Here is a 19,509-nt window from a genome sequence, read left to right as displayed (position 1 = left end):
TGGAGACCCCCGCTGTACCCGTAGGGTCAGCGGTGGGAGGAAACGGGGGATATTTTATGGAGGTCAATCCCCCTAAAATATCCAAGTTACTGTGCATAGAAATAACCGTCCTTTTTGTGAATATGTTTGCAATACTTATGACTGATTCCTTGAACCAGCCCATCAGGTGTTGAAATATTGAAACTACCTGTGGCACGAGTTGTTACCCGCCCAACGTAAGTCCCTGCTTTCTTCCCTGCGGTGACAACTGCCTTAACAATGTCCCCTGTCTGAAACCCTTTGTGAAACTTGGTTCTAGAGCAATAACGAATCGGAAACCCAAATCTGTCAGTACGGCATTGCTGACGGGTTCCGTGACCTTTAGCAGCAATAAGCATCTTGTTAACACCTGCTGTGATTAACTGCTCTGGCGTGGATGCTCCAACGCAAGTAGCATCCCAATAGTGAGTCTTGCCTAAGCCCCGAACAGTTCGGTTGTATTTGGTAAGCCCACCTGTGCCAACCTCAACAGGTAAACCTGTTTTCTTGAGGCTTTCGTACAACTTCCATCGAGTTGCATTGACGGCTGCCGTATCAGCTAACGGTTTTTTAGCTTGGGACAAGATGCGTTTGAGTAAGTCAGGCTGACCTTTCAGGAAATCCTTGATATCCTGACTTTCTTTCTTCTGATTACAAGGAACGCAGGCTAGACATAGATTGCTGACTCGATTAGAACCTCCTTTTGACCGAGGATTTATATGCTCAATCTCAAGAGGAGTGTCTTTTGCCCCGCAGTAGGCGCAGGTTCTATTCCACTTGAACAACAGAAACTCGCGAATCTCGTATCCCGCCAAAGTTCCCTGCTGATAACCAACTCCGCTAATTTCAGCATCCTGCATCTGTTGAGTGTCAAATCTGACCAACTCTTGAGAGACAGCAGTAATTTGACACAATGATGACAGGCGCTTAACCCAGGTTAGGATGTTAGCAACTCGACTACTTAAAGATGGTGGCAACCAGCCTTGAGGACGGGTGCGATTGAGGAAACGAGGCTTGCGATAACGGGTTTTGCGGTTGCGGCGCGAGCGTCTTAACTGGCGGCGTGAAGTTAAAGCATCCCGAACCTGAAACCCTCTATGTTGTAACTCGGCTACCCACACAACTTCTCCAGTGCTGTCGTTGACAAGTGCTAGCCCAGTGGTTTTCGCTCCAGGGTCAATTTTGACTCGTAGCGAGTCTATCTTTGAGTCGATCGCCTCCTCCTTCAGTATCACGGTGAAAGGGTAGCGGCGAAATACAGCAGCTTTCCCTTGAAATAACAGCATTCTTGCCCTACCTGGATGGATAGGATTAAGAGGCTGTTTGTTGGTGTCTAAAACGAAAACTTTACTCACTCGTGAGTCTCCTTGCGGGTAATGTTAGCTTTGACAATGTTTAAGGTCGGTACTATCTCAAAAGCACTGTCTCCCAAATGACTGTTTAACTTTTGAGTTCTAGAGCTTGGAACTAGCTACGCATCCCAAGGTAGGAACTTTAACACTTGCCTTAAACGGAGGTATTTCTACCTGAGTCTGGTCAACTAGGGCTGTATTTCAAGCCCCCACTGTACCCGTAGGGTCAGTGGTGGGTTGTTGACAGCATTTGAGTGTAAGTTTGGAAAAAAGAAAGTGAATTAGGCGTTTAGGTTCAGAACTTTCCCTTAATTTGGTCAAAGATGGCACCGTTTGCAAAAAACTTCTCTTTGATCGAAGGCCACCCTCCTAAATCTTGAGCATTGAACAAAGTTTTAATTGGGGGAAATTGCACCTGGCCGCTTTGAGCGATAAAGGGATTGACCGAACGGTAGCCTAATTTGGCGAATTCTTGCTGAGCTTCGTCTGAATAGAGAAAATCGACAAAGGCTGCTGCCACTTCTCTCGTTCCATGCTTATCAACGTTTTTATCAACTATTGCCACGGGATTATCGATAGAGATATTGAGGGGAGGAACAAAGTAACTGGTTTTTGGTCCGTTCGTTCCAGCTAAAATCACTTCATTTTCATAGGTGATTAAGGCATCTCCCTGACCTTGTTGGAAGAATAAGTCGCTGGCTTCGCGGGCATCTTTGGTTAGGGTGGGAATTTTTTTATAGATTTTGCCCACAAAATCAAGGGCTTGTTCAGGTTCGCCTCCTTCTTGGGTTACTGACCCCCACAGACCTAACAATTGCCAAACGCCAATACCCGATGTTTGAGGATTTGCTGCAATCACGTTTACATCTTCGTTGGCTAAATCTGCCCAAGTTTGAATATTTTTGGGGTTGCCTTCTCGGGTGACAATTGCCGCCACAGAATGACTAACTACTCCCCGTCTAGGAACTCTGTCCTCCCAGCCCAAATTAATCAAACCAGCTTCTTCGATGCGAACCACATCCAATGGAAGGGCAAGATGCACCACATCGGCTTCTTGTTTGCCGGCAATGATCTCGTCGGTTTGCGCTAAAGACCCGCCATAACTGCGTTCAAAAATGACGTTTTGGTTGTGCTCTTTCTTCCACTTTTCAATAAATTTAGGGACGATTTGGTCATGGGCCGCTTTCGTCACTGAGAAGGAAACTAGGTTGAGCTTGACCTCGCTTTGATTGGCCCCACTCGCTGCTGAGCAAGCAGCAATTGACGCAGTTAGAATTACACCTAGTAAAAACAAGACGATGTACGCTTGGACTGAGCGTCCTAGATGCTGGGCTTTTTTGAGAAATTGCCCTGAAAATCGCACCAATTGGGAACTGGCTGCGATCGCAAATTTTAGAGACTGAACGATCGAAGTCACTGAATTTTGCCAAACTTGTTGTTGATTCACCGATACTTTTTCTGTAACTACGGTATTTCTATCAAGTTTGCGTAGTTACTCTTAGGAGTATAAAGTCATCAAATTAGAGTTTTCAGTTTTCTTAATATTTTTTTAATAAATCGTTTTAACCTAGCGCTACCATGACAAAGAGTCCAAACTCACCCCCGCCCGCCGTGCTCGCTAAACAGTTAGAACTGACTAGCTTTAAAAACCTGGAGGCAGAGCCTCAAGAAATGGGTTCCCCGGTAGAACTTGGGAACGAGAAACCAACAAAAAAGCACCTTAAAAAAAGTGCTTTCATGAATATAGAACTTTCCGTGTCTGACGAAACTTTTACGAGTAATTCCGAGGAGTGCGCGCACCGGCAGATGCTCCTACCATCGAAGCAACTAAACCCAATAGCGAGCCGAACAAGAACGACCAACCAGCTTTTGCAGCATTACCAGCAAGATTGCGAGCATCCTGAGCAGATACGTTAGGTGCTCGGTTCGGCAAATCGACCCCGCCCTGCTGCGCTTGATTAATTGCTTCTCCCGCATTCGCAGCTATTACGCCAAAAGTACCGGCCACGCCATTTGCTAACAGCCAAGAGCCAATTGTTAAGGTAGTTGCCCACAAAATTGCTCCGTTTAAAAGTGCTGTGTTGCGGTTCATCGGGCCGCAAGCGCGAGCAGTTACCCAACCGCCAACCGCCAAGCTAATTAACAAACTAATAATTGACCAAATTCCGACGCCGGTACCCACGTCCCCTGAAATACTGCGCGGAGCTCCTGAACTAGCAATGTTGCTCAACCCGATCGCAGCGCCCAATGCACTTAACACCAGTTGTGTGCCGATCGCAATTACCAAACCAGAAAAAATCGGGCCCCAACGTACTCGATCGTGGTATTCCATCATTGAATTCACAACTACGGGTTCGGTACCAACGTTATCTACAGGTCTATTTACGTATGACATAGGTTTTTCTTTCCTCTGAGAGTTGCTTTAATTTTTAACCATCTTTCAACTAAGCATGAATTATGGCTGAGATTGATAGAAAGTATATCTGCCTGGGGAAAGAACCAGTCTCTATGTCTGAAGAAATAAACGAAAAAGTCATCACCCACCAGCCCGCCGCTATTAGCGAATCATTGATGATTTATGACTGATAAGTGATGAATATTTTATCCCGTTAGAAAAGTTTCCGGACGTATACAGGAAATGCGGACGTATACAGGAAAGACAGCTTAACGCAATTTTACAGCCGTTCCAACGGCAGTAATCAGCAGCAAAGCCCCGTTCGAGTCTACATTAATCGTGCCTGTGTCCACTTCCACGCCGATTACGGCATTGGCGCCCAGGCGCTGGGCCCGTTTTTCCAGTTCCGCGAGGGCATCTCGCTGTCCTTTGAGAAAAACTTCCTCGTAACTGCCGGTGCGCCCGCCGATGATGTCGCGAATGCCCGCGAAGAAATCTCGCAGGGCGTTGGTGCCGTAAACCACCTCAGCAGTGACAATTCCCAGGTAAGATTGAATTTCTGCTCCTTGGATGATATCAGTTGTTGTTACAATCATCAGTTGGCCTCAGTCGCGAAAATTTTGAGTTGGTCTTGTTCTGTAGATTTACTACATCTCGCCGCTCAAACATTCCTGGTAAACCATAAGTTGTCAGCTTGCTAAGCTGACAGCAACTCGCTCTTTCATTCCACACACTCATTGAAACAAATGGCCGTGCACAAACAAAGTCTCTTGATATTCAGTACGCTGTTAGTAGCAGGATTCGCTGTCGCTGCGCCGCAGGTAGCGCTCTCAGCAGAAACGTCAGTTGAAGTCAACCCTGAAAATAATTCAAATTTAGATGCTCTGCTGCGACAAGGGCGCGAGTTGGTAGATTTAGGAGACTACAGTAAGGCGATCGCCATTTATCAGGAAGCGGCACGTTTAGATACGGAAAACCCCCGCATTTTTTCTGGTATTGGCTATTTAGAAGCGCGTCAAGGCAACTATCAAGCCTCAGTGGAATTTTACCAACAAGCGATCGGTCTGGAACCCAACAATGCTGACTTCCAATACGCCTTAGGATATGCTATGGCGAATTTGCAAAACTATCCCGCAGCAGCCACAGCTTACCGCCGCGCCGCTGCGCTCGATCGCAAAAATGTCAATGCCCGGATCGGTCTCGGAGTGGTACTCTTTCAGCAAAAAGATTACAGCGGTTCTTTTAAAGCATACCAAGAGGCGATCGCCCTCGATCCGAAAAATTGGCAAGCTTATTCTTCAATGGGTTTAGTATTGATCCAGCAGGGAAATTTTGCCAGTGCTGTTACCGTGCTCCAACAAGCAGCCGAACTCGCTCCCAAACAAGCAGGTGTCCAGTTAAAATTAGGCACTGCTTTGCTGCGTGCCGGCTATACTTCCGAAGGGCTAGCAGCTTTTGAAGAAGCTGCCAAATTGGAGCCCCGCAATCCAGAAGTGCAGCTAGAAATTGGCGAAATTCTCCAGGCTCAAAACGACTTCGACGGAGCGCTGGTAGCTTATCAGCGGGCTATTGAGGTGCGACCGAATTTAGTGGAAGCACACGCAGGAATCGGGAAAATTCAACTGGAAAAACAAGATTTTTTAGCAGCGATTGCCACTTTTGGGCGAGTGATTAAGCTCGATCCAAACAGAGCCGAAGCTTATTACAATATGGGTACGGCACTCAAAGCGCGCGATCGCAAATCCGAAGCAATTGAAGCTTTTCAACAAGCCCTCGACACTTACCGCCAGCAAGGCAACAATGATGGTGTACAAAAAGCTGAGGCGGCGCTCCAGCAACTAAAGTAAGATTTCTCAATGGACTAATTGGTAATGGGCTAGCAGTTTTGAGTGTGGAGCAAGTAATTTTCCTAGGGCTTAACTCCTTCCACTCGCCGCGTCGCGAGGAAAAAAGCCATCTCAAAACTGTTTCTATTCCCTATTCCCTATTCCCGCTTTCCTCTTCCTTCTTCCTTCTTCCTTCGTTTGCTTAAGTTTTTAATTGAATGCAGATAAATGTGGCTAAATAGTGTACAATATTGGCGCGATTTGAGAAGGGCGATCGCGCGGGTAAATTCAAGAGGAAATAAGGCCGATCGCACAGTAGCATTTGGTAAAAACTCCATCTTTTGTAAGATGTTAAAACGGGTTCCTGAAAATGAATCTATTTCTATTGGTAGAGACAGCAAACTTGTTAACATTTGTAAAATAAGCAAAATCTCCCATCCCCAGAGCTTTATCTATGCAAACGTATGATGTGATTATCATCGGAGCAGGTCACAACGGACTGGTCTGTGCCTCTTATCTCCTCAAAGCGGGATATACCGTCCTGTTGTTAGAAAAACGTTCGGTTCCCGGCGGCGCGGCAACTACCGAAGCTGCGATTCCCGAATTGCCGGATTTTAAATTCAATATGTGCGCGATCGACCACGAATTTATCCATTTAGGGCCAGTTGTAGAAGAATTAGAACTGGAAAAACACGGTTTAGAATATCTTTTCTGCGATCCAGTTGCCTTTTGTCCGCATCCCGACGGCAAATATTTCTTAGCGCACAAATCTGTAGAAAAAACTTGTGCTGAAATTGCCCGCTACAACGAGCGGGATGCTAAAAAATATGCCGAATATACAGACTTTTGGCAGCGGGCTTTAGGTGCAATGGTTCCGATGTTTAATGCGCCACCAAAATCCATCATAGATATTCTGGGCAACTACGATATTTCAAAGATCCAAGATTTATTGTCAGTCATCGGTTCCCCCAACAAAACGCTGGACTTTATTCGCACAATGCTGACCAGCGCTGAAGACATTGTAAACGAGTGGTTTGACGAGGAATTTATCAAAGCACCCCTCGCAAGATTCGCCTCAGAACTCGGCGCCCCTCCTTCGCAAAAAACCCTGGCTGTAGGCGCAATTATGCTGGCAATGAGGCACAATCCCGGCATGGCAAGACCGCGCGGAGGGACAGGTGCATTAGTGCAAGCGCTGCTTAATGTAGTGAAAAAATACTCGGGTGTCGTACTTACCGACCAGCACGTAGAGAAAATATTAGTTGATGATGGTCGCGCTGTGGGAGTTCGAGTTGCCGGCGGCACAGAATACCGCGCTACAAAAGGTGTCATTTCTAATATTGATGCTAAGCGCTTGTTTCTGCACTTAATGGACTCGGGCGATGTTGACAGTGCCGACCCGGATTTGCGGGAAAGATTGGAGCGCAAAATTGTTAACAACAACGAGACTATTCTCAAAATAGACTTAGCTCTCAATGAAGCGCCTAGATTCGAGCGCTGGAATCATCGGGACGAATATTTAATCGGGTCGGTTTTAATTGCAGACTCGGTGAGACACGTTGAACTTTCTCACAGCGACCCTTCCATCGGCAGAATCCCCGACTCTGACCCATCGATGTATGTGGTGTTTCCGACGGTACTAGACCCCTCAATGGCTCCCCCCGGACATCATACGGCTTGGATTGAATTTTTTGCTCCTTACATGATCGAAAATGCTGAAGGAACCGGCCAGCACGGTACGGGTTGGACGGATGAGCTGAAAAACAAAGTTGCCGATCGCTGCATTGATAAATTAGCAGAATATGCACCCAATATCAAAAATGCAATTATCGGCCGCCACGTGGAAAGTCCGGCGGAATTGGGAGAGCGTTTGGGGGCTTTGAAGGGAAATTATTATCACGTTGATATGACGCTAGATCAGATGATATTTTTCCGTCCTTTACCGGAGTTGGCGAATTACAAAACGCCGATCGACGGTTTGTTCCTCACGGGGGCGGGAACGCATCCGGGCGGCTCGATTTCGGGGATGCCGGGACGCAATACGGCTCGCGTTTTCCTACACTCGCAGCAGCCTTTCGCGCAGACTTTGGCAGATGCGGCTAATACTCTGAAAGCGAAGGGTAAGTCTGTCTTTCGGAGTAATGAAAAGTAAGATTTTTAGCAACCGCAGATGAACGCAGATAAACGCAGATGAATCACATCTGCGTTTGTTTCTATTGATTTATCAGCGTGCGAGTGCGAGAACTTTTTCTGGTTAGATTTCCTGTGAGGGGAAAACGATTGGCGATCGCCCTCAATACCTTTTCTAAATCTTGTGCATCTTTCGCGATCGGTGGTGGCGGTTCCGGTTCCATCAAACCTGTTAAAATGTTTTTGCATCTGAGAGCATATTCCATTGAGAAAATTCTCAATATTAGAAGAACAAGTTAACGGTGAAGGCATTTTTTAAATTAGTGTCGCAGCCAAGCCTCTAATGAAAGCAGAACAGGCAAGTCGCTGGTAGAAGTCGCTCCCCATCTCCGGATCGGGGCATCGCCGCCGATTCCCCAGGATTTCGCATTCTCCTCAATTCATACTTTATGCGGATGAAAACGCCGGTCCCAAGTTGAGAAACTGAGAAATGGCGTTACCCTTTTTTTAGCGATGGCAAATCGAGTTTTGATTGTCGGCGGGCGGGGACGAATTGGCAGCAGCGTTGCCCAAGACCTTGTTACCTACACCGACGCGGAAATTACTGTTACCGGACGCAACTCTGAAGCCTCTATTGGACCGGGATTGCCGCCGGAGCGGGTGCAGTACCAAACTTTTGATTTAGCGGACAGTGCAGCCCTGCAAAAAGCAGTTTCAGAGTCTAATCTTGTCGTTCACTGTGCGGGGCCTTTTCACTACCGAGACGCCGGCGTGCTGAAAACTTGCATCGAAGCAGGTGTTAATTATACTGATGTCAGTGACAGCCGCAGTTTTACTCGCAAGGCTTTAGAATTGCGCGAAACCGCTAAAAATGCTGGGATTACTGCTATTATTAATACGGGCATTTTCCCCGGTGTGTCTAATAGCATGGTGCGCCGAGATGTGGAACAATTAGATGAAGCAGAACACATCCATTTGAGTTATGTAGTCGGAGGTTCGGGCGGCGCTGGCGTTACCGTCATGAGAACCACTTTTTTAGGTTTGCAAACTCCTTTTGAGGTTTGGGAAGATCGCAAGTGGCACCAAGTAAAACCCTACAGCAATCGCGAAACAATTGAATTTCCCGCGCCCTACGGCAAAACAGGGGTTTACTGGTTTGATATGCCGGAAGCAATCACTTTGCCCGAAACATTCGCCGTCAAATCAGTTGTGACTAAATTCGGTACGTCTCCCGACCTTTACAATCACCTTACCTGGTTTGTAGCCAAGTATTGGCCTGCTAGCTGGCTCAAAAATAACTCCGTGATTGAATTTCTCTCCTACGTCAGTTATGGGATGACAAGTGTTACTAATAGTTTTAGTGGGGTTGGTGTGGCAGTGCGATCGCAAGTAACCGGTCTCAAAAACGGTCAACCGGCTAAAGTTTGCTCGACAGCGGTACACCCCAATGCTGCCGTCGCTACTGGCATTGGTACTGGCAGCATCGCTCAATTAATGTTAGAAGGTAAACTGGAAAAACCTGGAGTTTGGTCGGTAGAACAAGCTCTTTCTACTGAGCTATTTGAAGGAGCTATGCAGAACAGAAACCTCGACATAGAGCAGGTTATTTTGTAGTTCCTTAGCTTATTTATAGCAATTTAAAATGTTGGTAAATGGGATTTTTTCCCGAACTGCGAAGACGCGAAAGACGCGCCGAAAGAGAAGACTCAGGGGCTTCGTAATTGATGGGAAAACCCCTAGATAGGGTTCCTCGCAGGAATTGCGATCGCCCCTCATAGGAGATGAGTTCCGCTTGTCTAACTAATCTATCTTTTGGTAGAAGGAATTGTAACAAGCAGGCGCTTAAGATATTGGACATCATGGGAAACATCCCTTTTCGCTCGCTCTAGATGCGGTAGCTGCGACAAAGATTGCGCTTGAACCAAGGTTGTCAAGGTGCGATCGCAGTGAAGGGGCGACAAACACCATAATTTTTGCGGAAAAATACCAGGAGAAGTTGATATGAAGCGGGTTTTAAAAGCTCTCGGACAAACATTGATTCAAAGCATTTTGCTAGTCTGTACGCTGGCTTTGATTAGTCTGGTAGGTCTAGCGGTAATACCCAGTCAGGGTGCTTACGCAGGTCAAGACAAGACTCACGCGCCGCAAGAAGCTACAATTACTGAACCCGCAACAAGTTTCGAGGATCTCAATCCCCAAGCAGGATCTTACGATGAAATAGTCAAAACTGCTCAAAATCCTGCAAACGTCGAGAAAATTTACGACGAAAGCTTAAAAGAGTACAAGGGAGAACACCCGCAAGAAGGCATAGTTCAAAAAGCTGAAGAGTTGATCGAAAAGGTCACGGGCAACTAATAAATCAACAGATTTCTATCTAACTCAAGTTGCTGGTAAATACAGAGCTTCGGTGAGTAGACAATTGAGCCGCTATCAGGACTCACTTGAAAATAATTCTCTAGGGTGCGCCGGACAGCGCACCTTATCGCTTTAGAGTAGGGGGTGAAACCACTTGTTGCATCCAGAGCGATTTTCTCCTTCCCATTTTATTTAAGCTAGCAGATTCATCCTTAGGGAAGATGAAGAGAGAGGAATTAAAAAAGTAAATTAAATAATAGTTACAGTCAGATAAAAGGAAAAAAATATCATGAGCGATGACAAAAAAACGGTACATGAACCTGATGCTAACCTAGACCCGCTTTCCGGGGAAACAGGGGCTCATCCAGTGGGAACTGGTATAGGTGCGGCGAGTGCGGGTGCTGCGGGTGCTGCGATCGGCGGTGCCATCGGCGGGCCTGTAGGAGCAGTTGTAGGCGCTGTTGTGGGTTCGTTTAGTGGCGGTTTGGTGGGCAAAGGTGTGGCCGAGGCGATCGACCCCACGGTAGAAGATGCTTACTGGCAAAGCAACTACAGTTCCCGTCCTTACGTGGACACTAGCGCGACTTACGAAGACTATCAGCCTGCATACCGCACCGGTTATGAGGGATACAGCCGCTATGGCAATACTGGTAAGCAATTCCACGAGATTGAACCGGATTTGCAGCGCGACTACGAAACAAATCGCGGTAAATCTAATGTGAGTTGGGACAAAGCGAAGCACGCCACGCGCGACGCTTGGGATCGGGTGGAACGCGCTGTTCCTGGCGACATTGACAAAGACGGCCGCTAAGGGCTTACGCCAAGTATTTCTCAGTCTTGGACGCACACAAACTCAAGCGTTCCGGTTATTTTTAGCCGGGTACCGGAATGGAGGGAAGTGTTTGATAAAAAAAAACCCGGCTGCTGCGTCTTGGACTGTTGTTGATAGGTGGCACAGTTTTTAAAGCGAGTTTAGCAAAGTTTTTGGGGATTTTTAGCCCCTCTCTACATCGGAGAGGGTATTTTTATGCTCCCTTGAAATCGCCTTTTTCAGCACGATTTTTATTTCACAGGACTGTTCGCTGTGAGAACTGGCTAGAGACGTATAGGCTTTGCTGTGCGGGACGATCGCGCTCCTAATAAACGCTTTTTACCAAATCGGGATGCTTCGGTTGGAGATGGGCATTTTTTTTTGACTATTAGCCTTAAAATTAAACTTATTCAGGACTGAGGCATCGATCGCATATTTTTGTCATTGTTCGCGATGCGCTGTCTGCAATCGCAGCCGGATCGTAAAGCGTCGGTGGCTTCAAGTCCGATAATTGTTAATCTAAATCCTCTCATTCAAAATCGGTATAAATTGTGGATGAAATGTTGGAAAGAGCTTGGACACTCAAGCAAAATTTAATTGACTTTGTGCTGGATGCTGAAGGAGAGTTGGCGGTAGCTTTGGAAGCTTATGCTGCTGCTGGATCGACCGGCGAGCGCTACGACATTGCTCAGCAAAATCAAGTGATTGACAGTTTTACAGTCGAAGGTAAAGTCGGAGACAAAACGCCGATCGACCTATTTGTCGAAAGTCAGCCGGATTTAACCGAGGGCGATCGCAGTTTGCTAGAAAGTTGGCGGCACAGAAGCTTCACGGGCTTATTTGAAATCACTCAACTTTCCCCCGACAAGTTTGAACTGATGAACTGGCTGACGGCTAAGCACTACGTTGTCAAGCCCAACAGTCCTAATTTTCTTGCAGAAATGTCTCGCTTTAAGTTAGGAGAAATCTTGCTGGCTCGCATCGCTCCCCTCACTGATGACTGGTGGATACTTTCGAGCTCTCCCATTCTGAGGGGGAAATTGGGTAAGCCGAAGTTGGCGGTGGCGATCGGCAATTTCAAGCAAAATAACAAAAAGAACCTGTACAGCGATGCGCCGGAATTGTTAGAGCAAGCTTGGCAGTCAGTAGAAAAGTACCATGAAGATTTTACCGAATTTTTTGGCAGTGATGAATTGACGCTCTCGGGATATCACCTGAATAAACAGTTGACTGAATTTCAGGAATTCATCACTAAAAAACGCCTAGCTGATATCGGCATTGATGAAAGTAAATCTCTGGCGGATATCGTTGAAGATGCTGGAGTCGATGCAGAAGAAATTAAAGCAGCAGCTATAGCAGCAGCCGGTGCAGATCCTTCTTCAGTTGAGGTAGCGATCGATAGCAATCCTCACTCAAAAATGGTAATGCCCAAAGTCGAATTGCCCGATCGCTTCAAGAAAGCCGAACAGGTGACAGCACTTTCTCATCCTCGCTGGGGACAAACTTTTTTGTCTACCTACGCTCAATTTACTGCACTGCTAGCAGCCGAAGACTTTTCAACCGTTCCCGGTTACGAGAAGCTGGTGCGTAACTATCTAGAAGATCCTGGAATTAATGTCTGGATTTGGCAGCGGTTAGCTAAAGTTAATCCAGCGAAATTAGAACAAATTTTGCAAACTGTATTGCAGCGGAATAATTTTCAGCTCGATCGCGATTTAGATGCCCTGCTGCAAGAGTTTAAAAAACCCTTAGAACCCGAACTCCCGGAAATTGCCAGCGTTCCCTTGCACCTGCACAACTTATTTCAGGAAGCTTTAGGCGAAGTTAACAAATCAAAGTCCAAACCGCAGGAGAAAAAGAAAAGCTCTAAAGGCTTTAAATCCTAACTAGCTAAGTTCGTGGGATACTGGTATGCCCTAATGCGCCGGCTTCGCCAAGGGATACTCGATGAGATGGCCGCAGCCCAGGGACAGCAGAAACAGAGTGGCAATTTCAAGTATGAGTGCGATCGACCCTAGCCATTTTGGGCGCGTTAGTCTGCATCCCTCAGATAATAAACCATTAAACAAGCTCACAGCTAGCTGTGAGCTTATTGCCCGGTAATATAACTCAAATAGCTTTGCAGTCAGGACTTTAGTTTTTCTTCACCGCGATCGAAAGAACTGAAGTCCTCACTACAAACACCTTTTGTTAATCTTCAACTCGTCGGACAGCCATGCGTTGCAGCGGCAGGCTGAGTATGCTAGAAGCAGTCAACAAGTAAGAAAGAACCGTAGTCAGCTTCAAACTGAGCAATAACCAGCTATCCTCTGGTAGGTGAAGTTTCAGCCCGAAAAAAGAGATGCAGTACACTATCCAGTAAGTAAAGCTCATCTTGATTAGGATTTCTTCGCTCAAAGTGCGATCGTCCGTTGGCGGTGAGTTGCGATTATCACCCAGCAGGACTAGACCCGCAATAGATGCCACAAAAGAAACCATAACGAGATAGTCATGCCAGTTAAGCTCAACCATTTCTAAACTCCGCTTGTATCCGAATTTTTGGAATCAGACATCAGTCTAAAGGATAAGTTTTCCCGCTCCAAGCAATAGTTACAAATTGAAACAGCCGGAGTTACAAATCGCAATGAAAATTCCCCGCAACCGCCAGCAACAGGCTCGTTTAGTCAGCCGCCAAGGACAATTCCCCTTAAATATTGTCAAGTTGGGAGTACCGCGCCTGCATTTTGCCGACCTCTACCACAGCCTGCTAACTCTTTCTTGGCCGCGATTTTTCATGCTGATTTGTCTCTCCTATACAGTCACGAATTCTTTATTTGCCTTAGCTTACTTGGCGGGAGGAGATTGCATTGCTAACGCGCGGCCGGGTTCTTTCCCAGATGCCTTTTATTTCAGCGTGCAAACAATGGCGACGATCGGCTACGGCTCTATGTATCCGCGCACGGATTACGCTAATACTATAGTCGCGATCCAAGCGCTTTTTGGTTTGTGGGGAGTGGCAATGATTACGGGACTGGCTTTTGCTAGATTTTCTCGACCAACAGCTAGAGTTATCTTCAGCCGCGTAGCTGTGATCGCTCCTTTCAACGGCGTTCCGACTCTGATGTACCGCACTGCAAATCAGCGTTTTAACCAAATTTTAGAAGCGCAGCAGCGAGCTACTTTGATCCGCAACGAGGTAACAGCGGAAGGAGAATTTATGCGGCGTTTTTACGATTTGGAATTAATGCGGAGTCACTCTCCGATTTTTGCCTTAACTTGGACTGTTATGCACGCAATTGACGAGAGCAGTCCTTTGTACCAACTTACTGCCCAAGACTTGATGGAACAGCAAGCGGAAATTGTAATTACGTTAACAGGAATTGACGAAACAGTTTCGCAAACTATTCACGCGCGACATTCTTTTGTGGCATCAGAAATTATGTGGAATATGCGGTTTGTAGATATTCTTTTGAAATCGGCGACGGGAGGGCGGGTGGTTGATTATACTCGGTTTCACGATGTGAAACCTGTGGAATGAATGTTTTAATTGAGCCAGTGCTAGAATACCTGTATGGCAAAACAAGTTAATATTTATGAACTCAATAACTGCGAACATGACACTGAAAGAATTGCAACCGCAGCTCTTGGCTTTAACTCCCGAAGAGAAGGCTCAAGCTATAGAATTACTAGCCCAAAGTTTAAGAAAATTTTGGTCGGGAATTCAAAAGACTCCCGGCGTGTGCGGCGGCGATGCTTGCATCAGAGAAACGCGAATTCCTGTTTGGGTGCTGGTGAATGCTCGCCGTTTAGGTATTTCTGAAGCTGAACTCCTAGAAGACTATCCGACTCTGCGTGCGGCTGACTTGGCGAATGCTTGGGCTTATGCTGAGGCATATCCTGATGAGATTGAAAGAGCAATTCGAGAACAGGAAGAGGCATAAACTGTGGCAGATATTTATACCGCGATCGCACAAAGTATTAAAACTGAGATATTTTACCATTTTAAATCAGGCTTTTATGAACGGGCAAGATGCCCGTTCCACAAGAAATTTATTCTTTGTGGAACGGGCATCTTGCCCGTTCTTGAAAATGGTACAACATCTCAGTTAACATAAACAAAATACTCCTCGTACTATGCGAATAATTCATACTGCTGACTGGCATTTAGGGCGACGTTTTCGAGGGATCGATCGCACTTTTGAAATTGCGATCGCCCTCGAACAGATTTTGAAGCAAGCAAAAGCCTTGGATGTCGATGCTGTGCTCGTTGCGGGCGACATTTTCGACGTACCCAACCCTCCCGCTTACGCCGAACGCATTGCTTATAACTTTTTCTGCGAACTCCAAGCGGCAGGAATTCCGGCAATTGCGATCGCCGGTAATCACGATTCGGCATCCCGCATCGACAGCATCGCGCAATTGCTTTCCCTCGCCGGTGTTCGCGCTTTAGGCAAACCCAGGCTTTCTGCCGACGGCGGCACAATTACTCTTAATACAAAGAGCGGTAAACTTTGCGTGGGAGCGATGCCTTTTGCTTCCGAACAAAGACTGTTAGATGCTAATTCTCTATGGCAGTCGGGCGATGCCGATCGCCGAAAAGATTACCGCGAAATAGTAGCATATTTACTCGAAGATTTAACCAGGGATTTTAGAGACAATACTGTCAATTTTCTCATGGGACACATGAGCATTGACGGCGCTCGATTGGCAAAATCCGAAGTCGCTTATTACACGCGAGAAAAATACCTGCTCTCATCGCAAACTCTGCCGCCGGAAGCTCAGTATGTCGCCCTCGGACACATCCACATTCACCAGCGGATTTCTGAGACTTCTCCCGCTTATTATTCCGGTTCTTTGATTCAGTTAGATTTTGGAGAAGCGGAACAGGAAAAAGGATTTTGCTTGATAGAAGTTGAGCCGGGAAGTCAGGCAAAGGTGGAATTTAAGCCGGTGGCTTGCCACAAGCCCTTAAAAGTGCTTAAATGTCATAACGACAATCTCGATGAAACTTTAGAAGCTCATCAGTATCATCCGGGTTTCTTGAAAGTAATTGTCGAACTGGACAGTCCGCAAATCGGACTTGCCGATCGAGTGCGCCAAATTTGTTCTCAAGCGCTGTTAATTGAACCGCGCTATCCAGATGCAGCGCTAGAAGCAACAGAAATAACTAATATCGATCCCAATAATTTCGATCCGGCAGCAGAGTTTTGCAACTATTATCAAAACCGCTTGGGAACGACACCGAAACCGACAGTATTGGAGGAATTTCAAAATTTGTACAAGAAGTTTAAGGAAACAGTTAACAATTAAATGGGTAAAAAGATACAATAACTGGTTCCCAGGCTCCGTCTGGAAATATCCAGAGGCTCTGCCTCGCGCTTAAATAGGAAAATTGGAGGCAGAGCCTCCGGATATGCGTTACCAGGCAAATAGGAAAATTGGAGGCAGAGCCTCCCGATCTGCATTACCAGGCGGAGCCTGGTAAAGAGTAATACAATCTAAAACCCCAAATCCTAAAACTAAAATCAGTATGCGTCCACTCGAACTTATTCTCGAAGGATTTACCAGCTTCCGCCAGGAACAGCGTTTAGATTTTTCTCAACTCGATTTGTTTGCAATTACTGGTGCTACAGGTGCGGGCAAATCTTCACTGTTAGATGCCATGACTTACGCTCTTTTTGGCACGACAACTCGCAGCGGCAAACAAGTAAGTGATTTGGCAAGTCAAGGCAGCGAAAATTTAAAAGTGCAGTTGCGTTTTGCTGTGGGTTCGGCACAGTATCGGGTGACGCGCAGGTGGCGTTTCCGTCCCAAATCTCCCGAAAATAAGGTGATTTTGGACAACTGGCAAAATGGTCAATGGGAAACTTTGGGGACGAGTATTGTTGCTGTTCAAAATACGATTGAACAGATTTTAGGAATGGATTTTGATACTTTTACGCGAGCAATTGTTCTGCCTCAAGGCAAGTTTGATGAGTTTATTAAAGGGGATACATCAAAACGCCGGGAAATTTTGCGGCAGCTAGCGGGATTTGAGATTTTTGAGCAGATGCGGAAGGAAACAAATGAACTCGCAAAGTTGCTGAAACAGGAACGGGAAATGGTGGAAAGGCAGCTAGCGGATTTGAGTGCGCCGACGGCTGATGAGGTGGCTCAAAGACGATCGCAACTTTTGATTTTAGAGCAGCAGTTGCCCCAGTTCGAGCGCGCTGTGATGAAAGCTCAGAAGGATCTAGATGAAGAGGAACAGCTATTTTCGCAAATCGCTCGCTGGCAAGAGCTACAACAAGAACTGACCCAATTAAATGCTAATTCTGCTGAGGTTGCAATTTTAGCACAGCGTTTAGACAGAGCGCAAGCTGCCAATCATTTACAGGGAGATTGGGCTTTAGTGCGATCGGCTCGCAGTCAGTATGAAACTGCCGCAAGTGCCTCGGTGGCAGCGCGAAAGCAGTTAATTAAAGCTCGCTCTGAGCTAGCAGTAGAGCAGCAGCAACTTGACGCGGCCAAAGCGAAAGAAGAGGTGCTAGCGCCACAAATTAAGGCTCGGGAAGATGCTCTAGCTGCTGCTAAAGTATATGAAGAACAGCGCGCTCAATTAGAAAAAGAAGTTGCGCTTGCCCAAAAAATTCAACAGGAAAAACTCCGCTTTTTTATGGCAGCAGATAAAGACTTGCAAGCTGCTAACACTAAAATTCAAAGTGCGGGTTTTCGAGTTACTCAAGCAGCGGCACAGCTCGCACAGTATGCGCCGGGAGGAAAGCGTTTAGAGCAGTTGCAGCAAATTTCACCCTTATTGATGGAAATTCAGCTAATTACCAAGCAGCAAAAGACTCAGCAAGAACAGTTGGATAAATCTCTGATCCAGAAGGAAAGCGCTCAACAAAATTATGTGGAGGTTACCGCTAATTTAGAAGCAGTTGAACTCAGGCTAAAAGAGTGCGCCCGCGAGTTAGAAGCGGCGGAAACCGCTAATGCGGAAGCGGCACGTTTAGAGAGTGTTGCTGCTATCAGAATGTCGCTGAATTCTGGCGATACTTGCCCGGTGTGCGGGGGGGTGCATCCTGAGAGCGAGAGCCTCCCTCCTTTGCCGAATTCTAATATTGTCGATGTCGCTGGTTTGCGGCAGAAATTGGCGACAGCAAATAAGGTTTTTCAAGATGCTCAAAGGTTGGCGGCTGAGGGAAAAAGTGCAGTTTCAGCCTGCCTGCAAAAAGAGTCGGAAATTGCTCAAATGTTGGAATTAACCGCGCATAAAGTTGCCGAATTGCAGCAGGAAATTACTCAAGTTTTGGATACTCCTCATTGGGAAAGCTTGGGGTTGCAGCAGGAGTTGGCAATCCTTAAAGAGAGCGATCGCCAATACCGCGAAACCGAACAGCAGTTCCAACTGGCATCATTGGAATATGATAATTTTCAGGAAAGATTCAATTTTGCGGTGGCGACTCAAGCAGCTAAACAGCAGGAATATCAAGATGCGATCGCCGAATCAGACCGCCGCCAGCAGCAGTTGCAAAGTTGTGTAAATGCGCTTTATCAAATTACCGAATATCAACCTTATGCTAATTTAGCAAAAGTCTTAGAACAAGACAAGCAAGACTTGGCAAATCTGCTGAAAGTTGCCGAAAAGTCATATCAAACTGCTCAAAATAAGGTTATTCAAGCAGCAGAGAGAGAGCAACAAGCGGGAGAAGCTTTTGGACAAGCCCAAGCCCAGAAACAGCAGTTAAACCTGGATTGGGCCACAAAATTAACAGCGGTTGATTTCACAGAAGAGACATTTTTAGCAGCGGTTGCGACAGTTAAGGAACAATCAGAATGGGAAAATGCTATTCGCTCTCACCGCGAATCAAAAATTCAGTTAGAGACGCGGGCGAAAGATTTGAGCGAGGCGATCGCAGGCAGAACTACCGATGAGAATACATTAGCACAAGTGCGATCGGCAAAACATACCGCCCAAGAAAACCTCAAACAAGCCAACAACAACCGCGCCGAACTGTTAGCTTGGATTCAAGTAGCCGCCCAAAATCTCGAACAAGCCGAAAGACTGTCACAGCAAATCACAAATTTCACCGAACAAGAGCAAACTTATCACACCTTAGCGCAGAACCTCAAATCCAACGAATTTCAATCATACATTTTAGAACATTTAGAAGCAGAATTAGTCGGCAGCGCCACCTTAATTTTGCAAGAATTAACCGAAAATCGCTACAAACTAATAAACCAAGACGGCGAATACTGGGTAGCAGATAATTGGAACGGCGGCGAAGCTAGACGAGTGCGTACTCTTTCCGGTGGCGAAACCTTTGCCACTTCCTTATCAATGGCTTTAGCTTTGTCAGAAAAGCTGTCTCAAGGAGCTCACTTGGGCAGCTTATTTCTAGATGAAGGATTTGGTACTTTAGATACCGAAACTCTCGAAAGCGTTACTCAAATTTTAGAATCTTTGCGGCAGCGAGAAAGGCTGATTGGAGTGATTACCCACGTTCGAGAATTGGGCGAAAGATTGCCCGCACAAGTTAAAGTTTCTAAATCACCCCAAGGTTCTAAAATAGAAGTACATAGATCCTGAAGTGAGAGGCGCGTGCGTGAAATAGTAAACTTGCTGAAGCACGTAGATTATCACTCAACCTGCCCCTACAA

General features: G+C 46.4%; 17 protein-coding genes. 10 read left to right on the top strand and 7 right to left on the bottom strand.

Annotated features, from left to right (window positions below):
• Positions 1–86: 86 nt before the first annotated feature.
• The 4 genes from iscB to QUA71_RS05510 all read right to left on the bottom strand — a co-directional run bounded on the left by iscB (position 87) and on the right by QUA71_RS05510 (position 4,361).
• On the bottom strand, positions 87–1,373 hold the full coding sequence (gene iscB / locus QUA71_RS05525; protein ID WP_333283129.1) for an RNA-guided endonuclease IscB: 1,287 nt from the start codon (positions 1,371–1,373) through the stop codon (positions 87–89).
• A 292-nt stretch (positions 1,374–1,665) separates the two neighbouring features.
• Positions 1,666–2,817 carry a sulfate ABC transporter substrate-binding protein gene (locus QUA71_RS05520; RefSeq protein ID WP_333283125.1) on the bottom strand — a complete coding sequence of 384 codons (1,152 nt, stop codon included), beginning with the start codon at positions 2,815–2,817 and terminating at the stop codon, positions 1,666–1,668.
• Between the two features lie 324 nt (positions 2,818–3,141).
• Positions 3,142–3,765: a hypothetical protein gene (locus QUA71_RS05515; RefSeq protein ID WP_333283122.1), complete on the bottom strand. Its 624-nt coding sequence runs from the start codon at positions 3,763–3,765 to the stop codon at positions 3,142–3,144.
• 269 nt (positions 3,766–4,034) lie between these two features.
• Positions 4,035–4,361 carry a YbjQ family protein gene (locus QUA71_RS05510; protein ID WP_190656844.1) on the bottom strand — a complete coding sequence of 109 codons (327 nt, stop codon included), beginning with the start codon at positions 4,359–4,361 and terminating at the stop codon, positions 4,035–4,037.
• A 150-nt stretch (positions 4,362–4,511) separates the two neighbouring features.
• Here QUA71_RS05510 and QUA71_RS05505 point away from each other — a divergent pair, with 150 nt between their 5' ends.
• On the top strand, positions 4,512–5,612 hold the full coding sequence (locus tag QUA71_RS05505; RefSeq protein WP_333283118.1) for a tetratricopeptide repeat protein: 1,101 nt from the start codon (positions 4,512–4,514) through the stop codon (positions 5,610–5,612).
• A 137-nt stretch (positions 5,613–5,749) separates the two neighbouring features.
• On the opposite strand, the gene QUA71_RS05500 is transcribed toward QUA71_RS05505, so the two are convergent.
• Positions 5,750–6,019 carry a hypothetical protein gene (locus QUA71_RS05500; protein WP_333283115.1) on the bottom strand — a complete coding sequence of 90 codons (270 nt, stop codon included), beginning with the start codon at positions 6,017–6,019 and terminating at the stop codon, positions 5,750–5,752.
• 26 nt (positions 6,020–6,045) lie between these two features.
• Here QUA71_RS05500 and crtO point away from each other — a divergent pair, with 26 nt between their 5' ends.
• The gene (gene crtO / locus QUA71_RS05495) at positions 6,046–7,743 is read left to right on the top strand and encodes a beta-carotene ketolase CrtO (RefSeq protein WP_333283112.1); all 1,698 of its coding nucleotides are present in this window, start codon (positions 6,046–6,048) and stop codon (positions 7,741–7,743) included.
• A 61-nt stretch (positions 7,744–7,804) separates the two neighbouring features.
• Here crtO and QUA71_RS05490 read toward each other — a convergent pair whose 3' ends face one another.
• Complete coding sequence (locus QUA71_RS05490; RefSeq protein WP_333283109.1) at positions 7,805–7,987, bottom strand: hypothetical protein; 183 nt, start codon at positions 7,985–7,987, stop codon at positions 7,805–7,807.
• Positions 7,988–8,234: 247 nt separating this feature from the next.
• Here QUA71_RS05490 and QUA71_RS05485 point away from each other — a divergent pair, with 247 nt between their 5' ends.
• From QUA71_RS05485 to QUA71_RS05470, 4 genes are all read left to right on the top strand, one after another.
• Positions 8,235–9,335, top strand: a complete 1,101-nt coding sequence (locus tag QUA71_RS05485; protein WP_333283106.1) for a saccharopine dehydrogenase NADP-binding domain-containing protein — start codon at positions 8,235–8,237, stop codon at positions 9,333–9,335.
• Positions 9,336–9,722: 387 nt separating this feature from the next.
• Complete coding sequence (locus tag QUA71_RS05480) at positions 9,723–10,076, top strand: hypothetical protein (RefSeq protein ID WP_190693740.1); 354 nt, start codon at positions 9,723–9,725, stop codon at positions 10,074–10,076.
• Between the two features lie 289 nt (positions 10,077–10,365).
• The gene (locus QUA71_RS05475; RefSeq protein ID WP_333283102.1) at positions 10,366–10,887 is read left to right on the top strand and encodes a hypothetical protein; all 522 of its coding nucleotides are present in this window, start codon (positions 10,366–10,368) and stop codon (positions 10,885–10,887) included.
• A gap of 551 nt (positions 10,888–11,438) precedes the next feature.
• The gene (locus tag QUA71_RS05470; RefSeq protein WP_333283100.1) at positions 11,439–12,773 is read left to right on the top strand and encodes a hypothetical protein; all 1,335 of its coding nucleotides are present in this window, start codon (positions 11,439–11,441) and stop codon (positions 12,771–12,773) included.
• 304 nt (positions 12,774–13,077) lie between these two features.
• Here the strand turns inward: QUA71_RS05470 and QUA71_RS05465 are convergent, their stop codons facing one another.
• On the bottom strand, positions 13,078–13,398 hold the full coding sequence (locus QUA71_RS05465) for a hypothetical protein (RefSeq protein WP_006634523.1): 321 nt from the start codon (positions 13,396–13,398) through the stop codon (positions 13,078–13,080).
• Positions 13,399–13,510: 112 nt separating this feature from the next.
• Between QUA71_RS05465 and QUA71_RS05460 the strand changes: the two genes are divergently transcribed.
• From QUA71_RS05460 to QUA71_RS05445, 4 genes are all read left to right on the top strand, one after another.
• Entirely contained in the window at positions 13,511–14,404 is an 894-nt protein-coding gene (locus QUA71_RS05460; RefSeq protein WP_333283096.1) for an ion channel, read from the top strand.
• Between the two features lie 76 nt (positions 14,405–14,480).
• Positions 14,481–14,807: a DUF433 domain-containing protein gene (locus QUA71_RS05455; RefSeq protein WP_333283213.1), complete on the top strand. Its 327-nt coding sequence runs from the start codon at positions 14,481–14,483 to the stop codon at positions 14,805–14,807.
• A 193-nt stretch (positions 14,808–15,000) separates the two neighbouring features.
• Positions 15,001–16,176 carry an exonuclease SbcCD subunit D gene (locus QUA71_RS05450; RefSeq protein ID WP_333283093.1) on the top strand — a complete coding sequence of 392 codons (1,176 nt, stop codon included), beginning with the start codon at positions 15,001–15,003 and terminating at the stop codon, positions 16,174–16,176.
• A 220-nt stretch (positions 16,177–16,396) separates the two neighbouring features.
• A complete protein-coding gene (locus tag QUA71_RS05445; RefSeq protein ID WP_333283089.1) occupies positions 16,397–19,438 on the top strand; it encodes an SMC family ATPase in 3,042 nt (1,013 codons plus the stop codon).
• Positions 19,439–19,509 lie beyond the last annotated feature (71 nt).

The organism is Microcoleus sp. MON1_C5, from assembly GCF_036701875.1.
In the GTDB taxonomy this organism is placed as follows: Bacteria; Cyanobacteriota; Cyanobacteriia; order Cyanobacteriales; family Microcoleaceae; genus Microcoleus.
The sequence above is the reverse complement of the archived record's forward strand: the minus strand, read 5'-3'. Positions and strand labels throughout refer to the sequence as shown.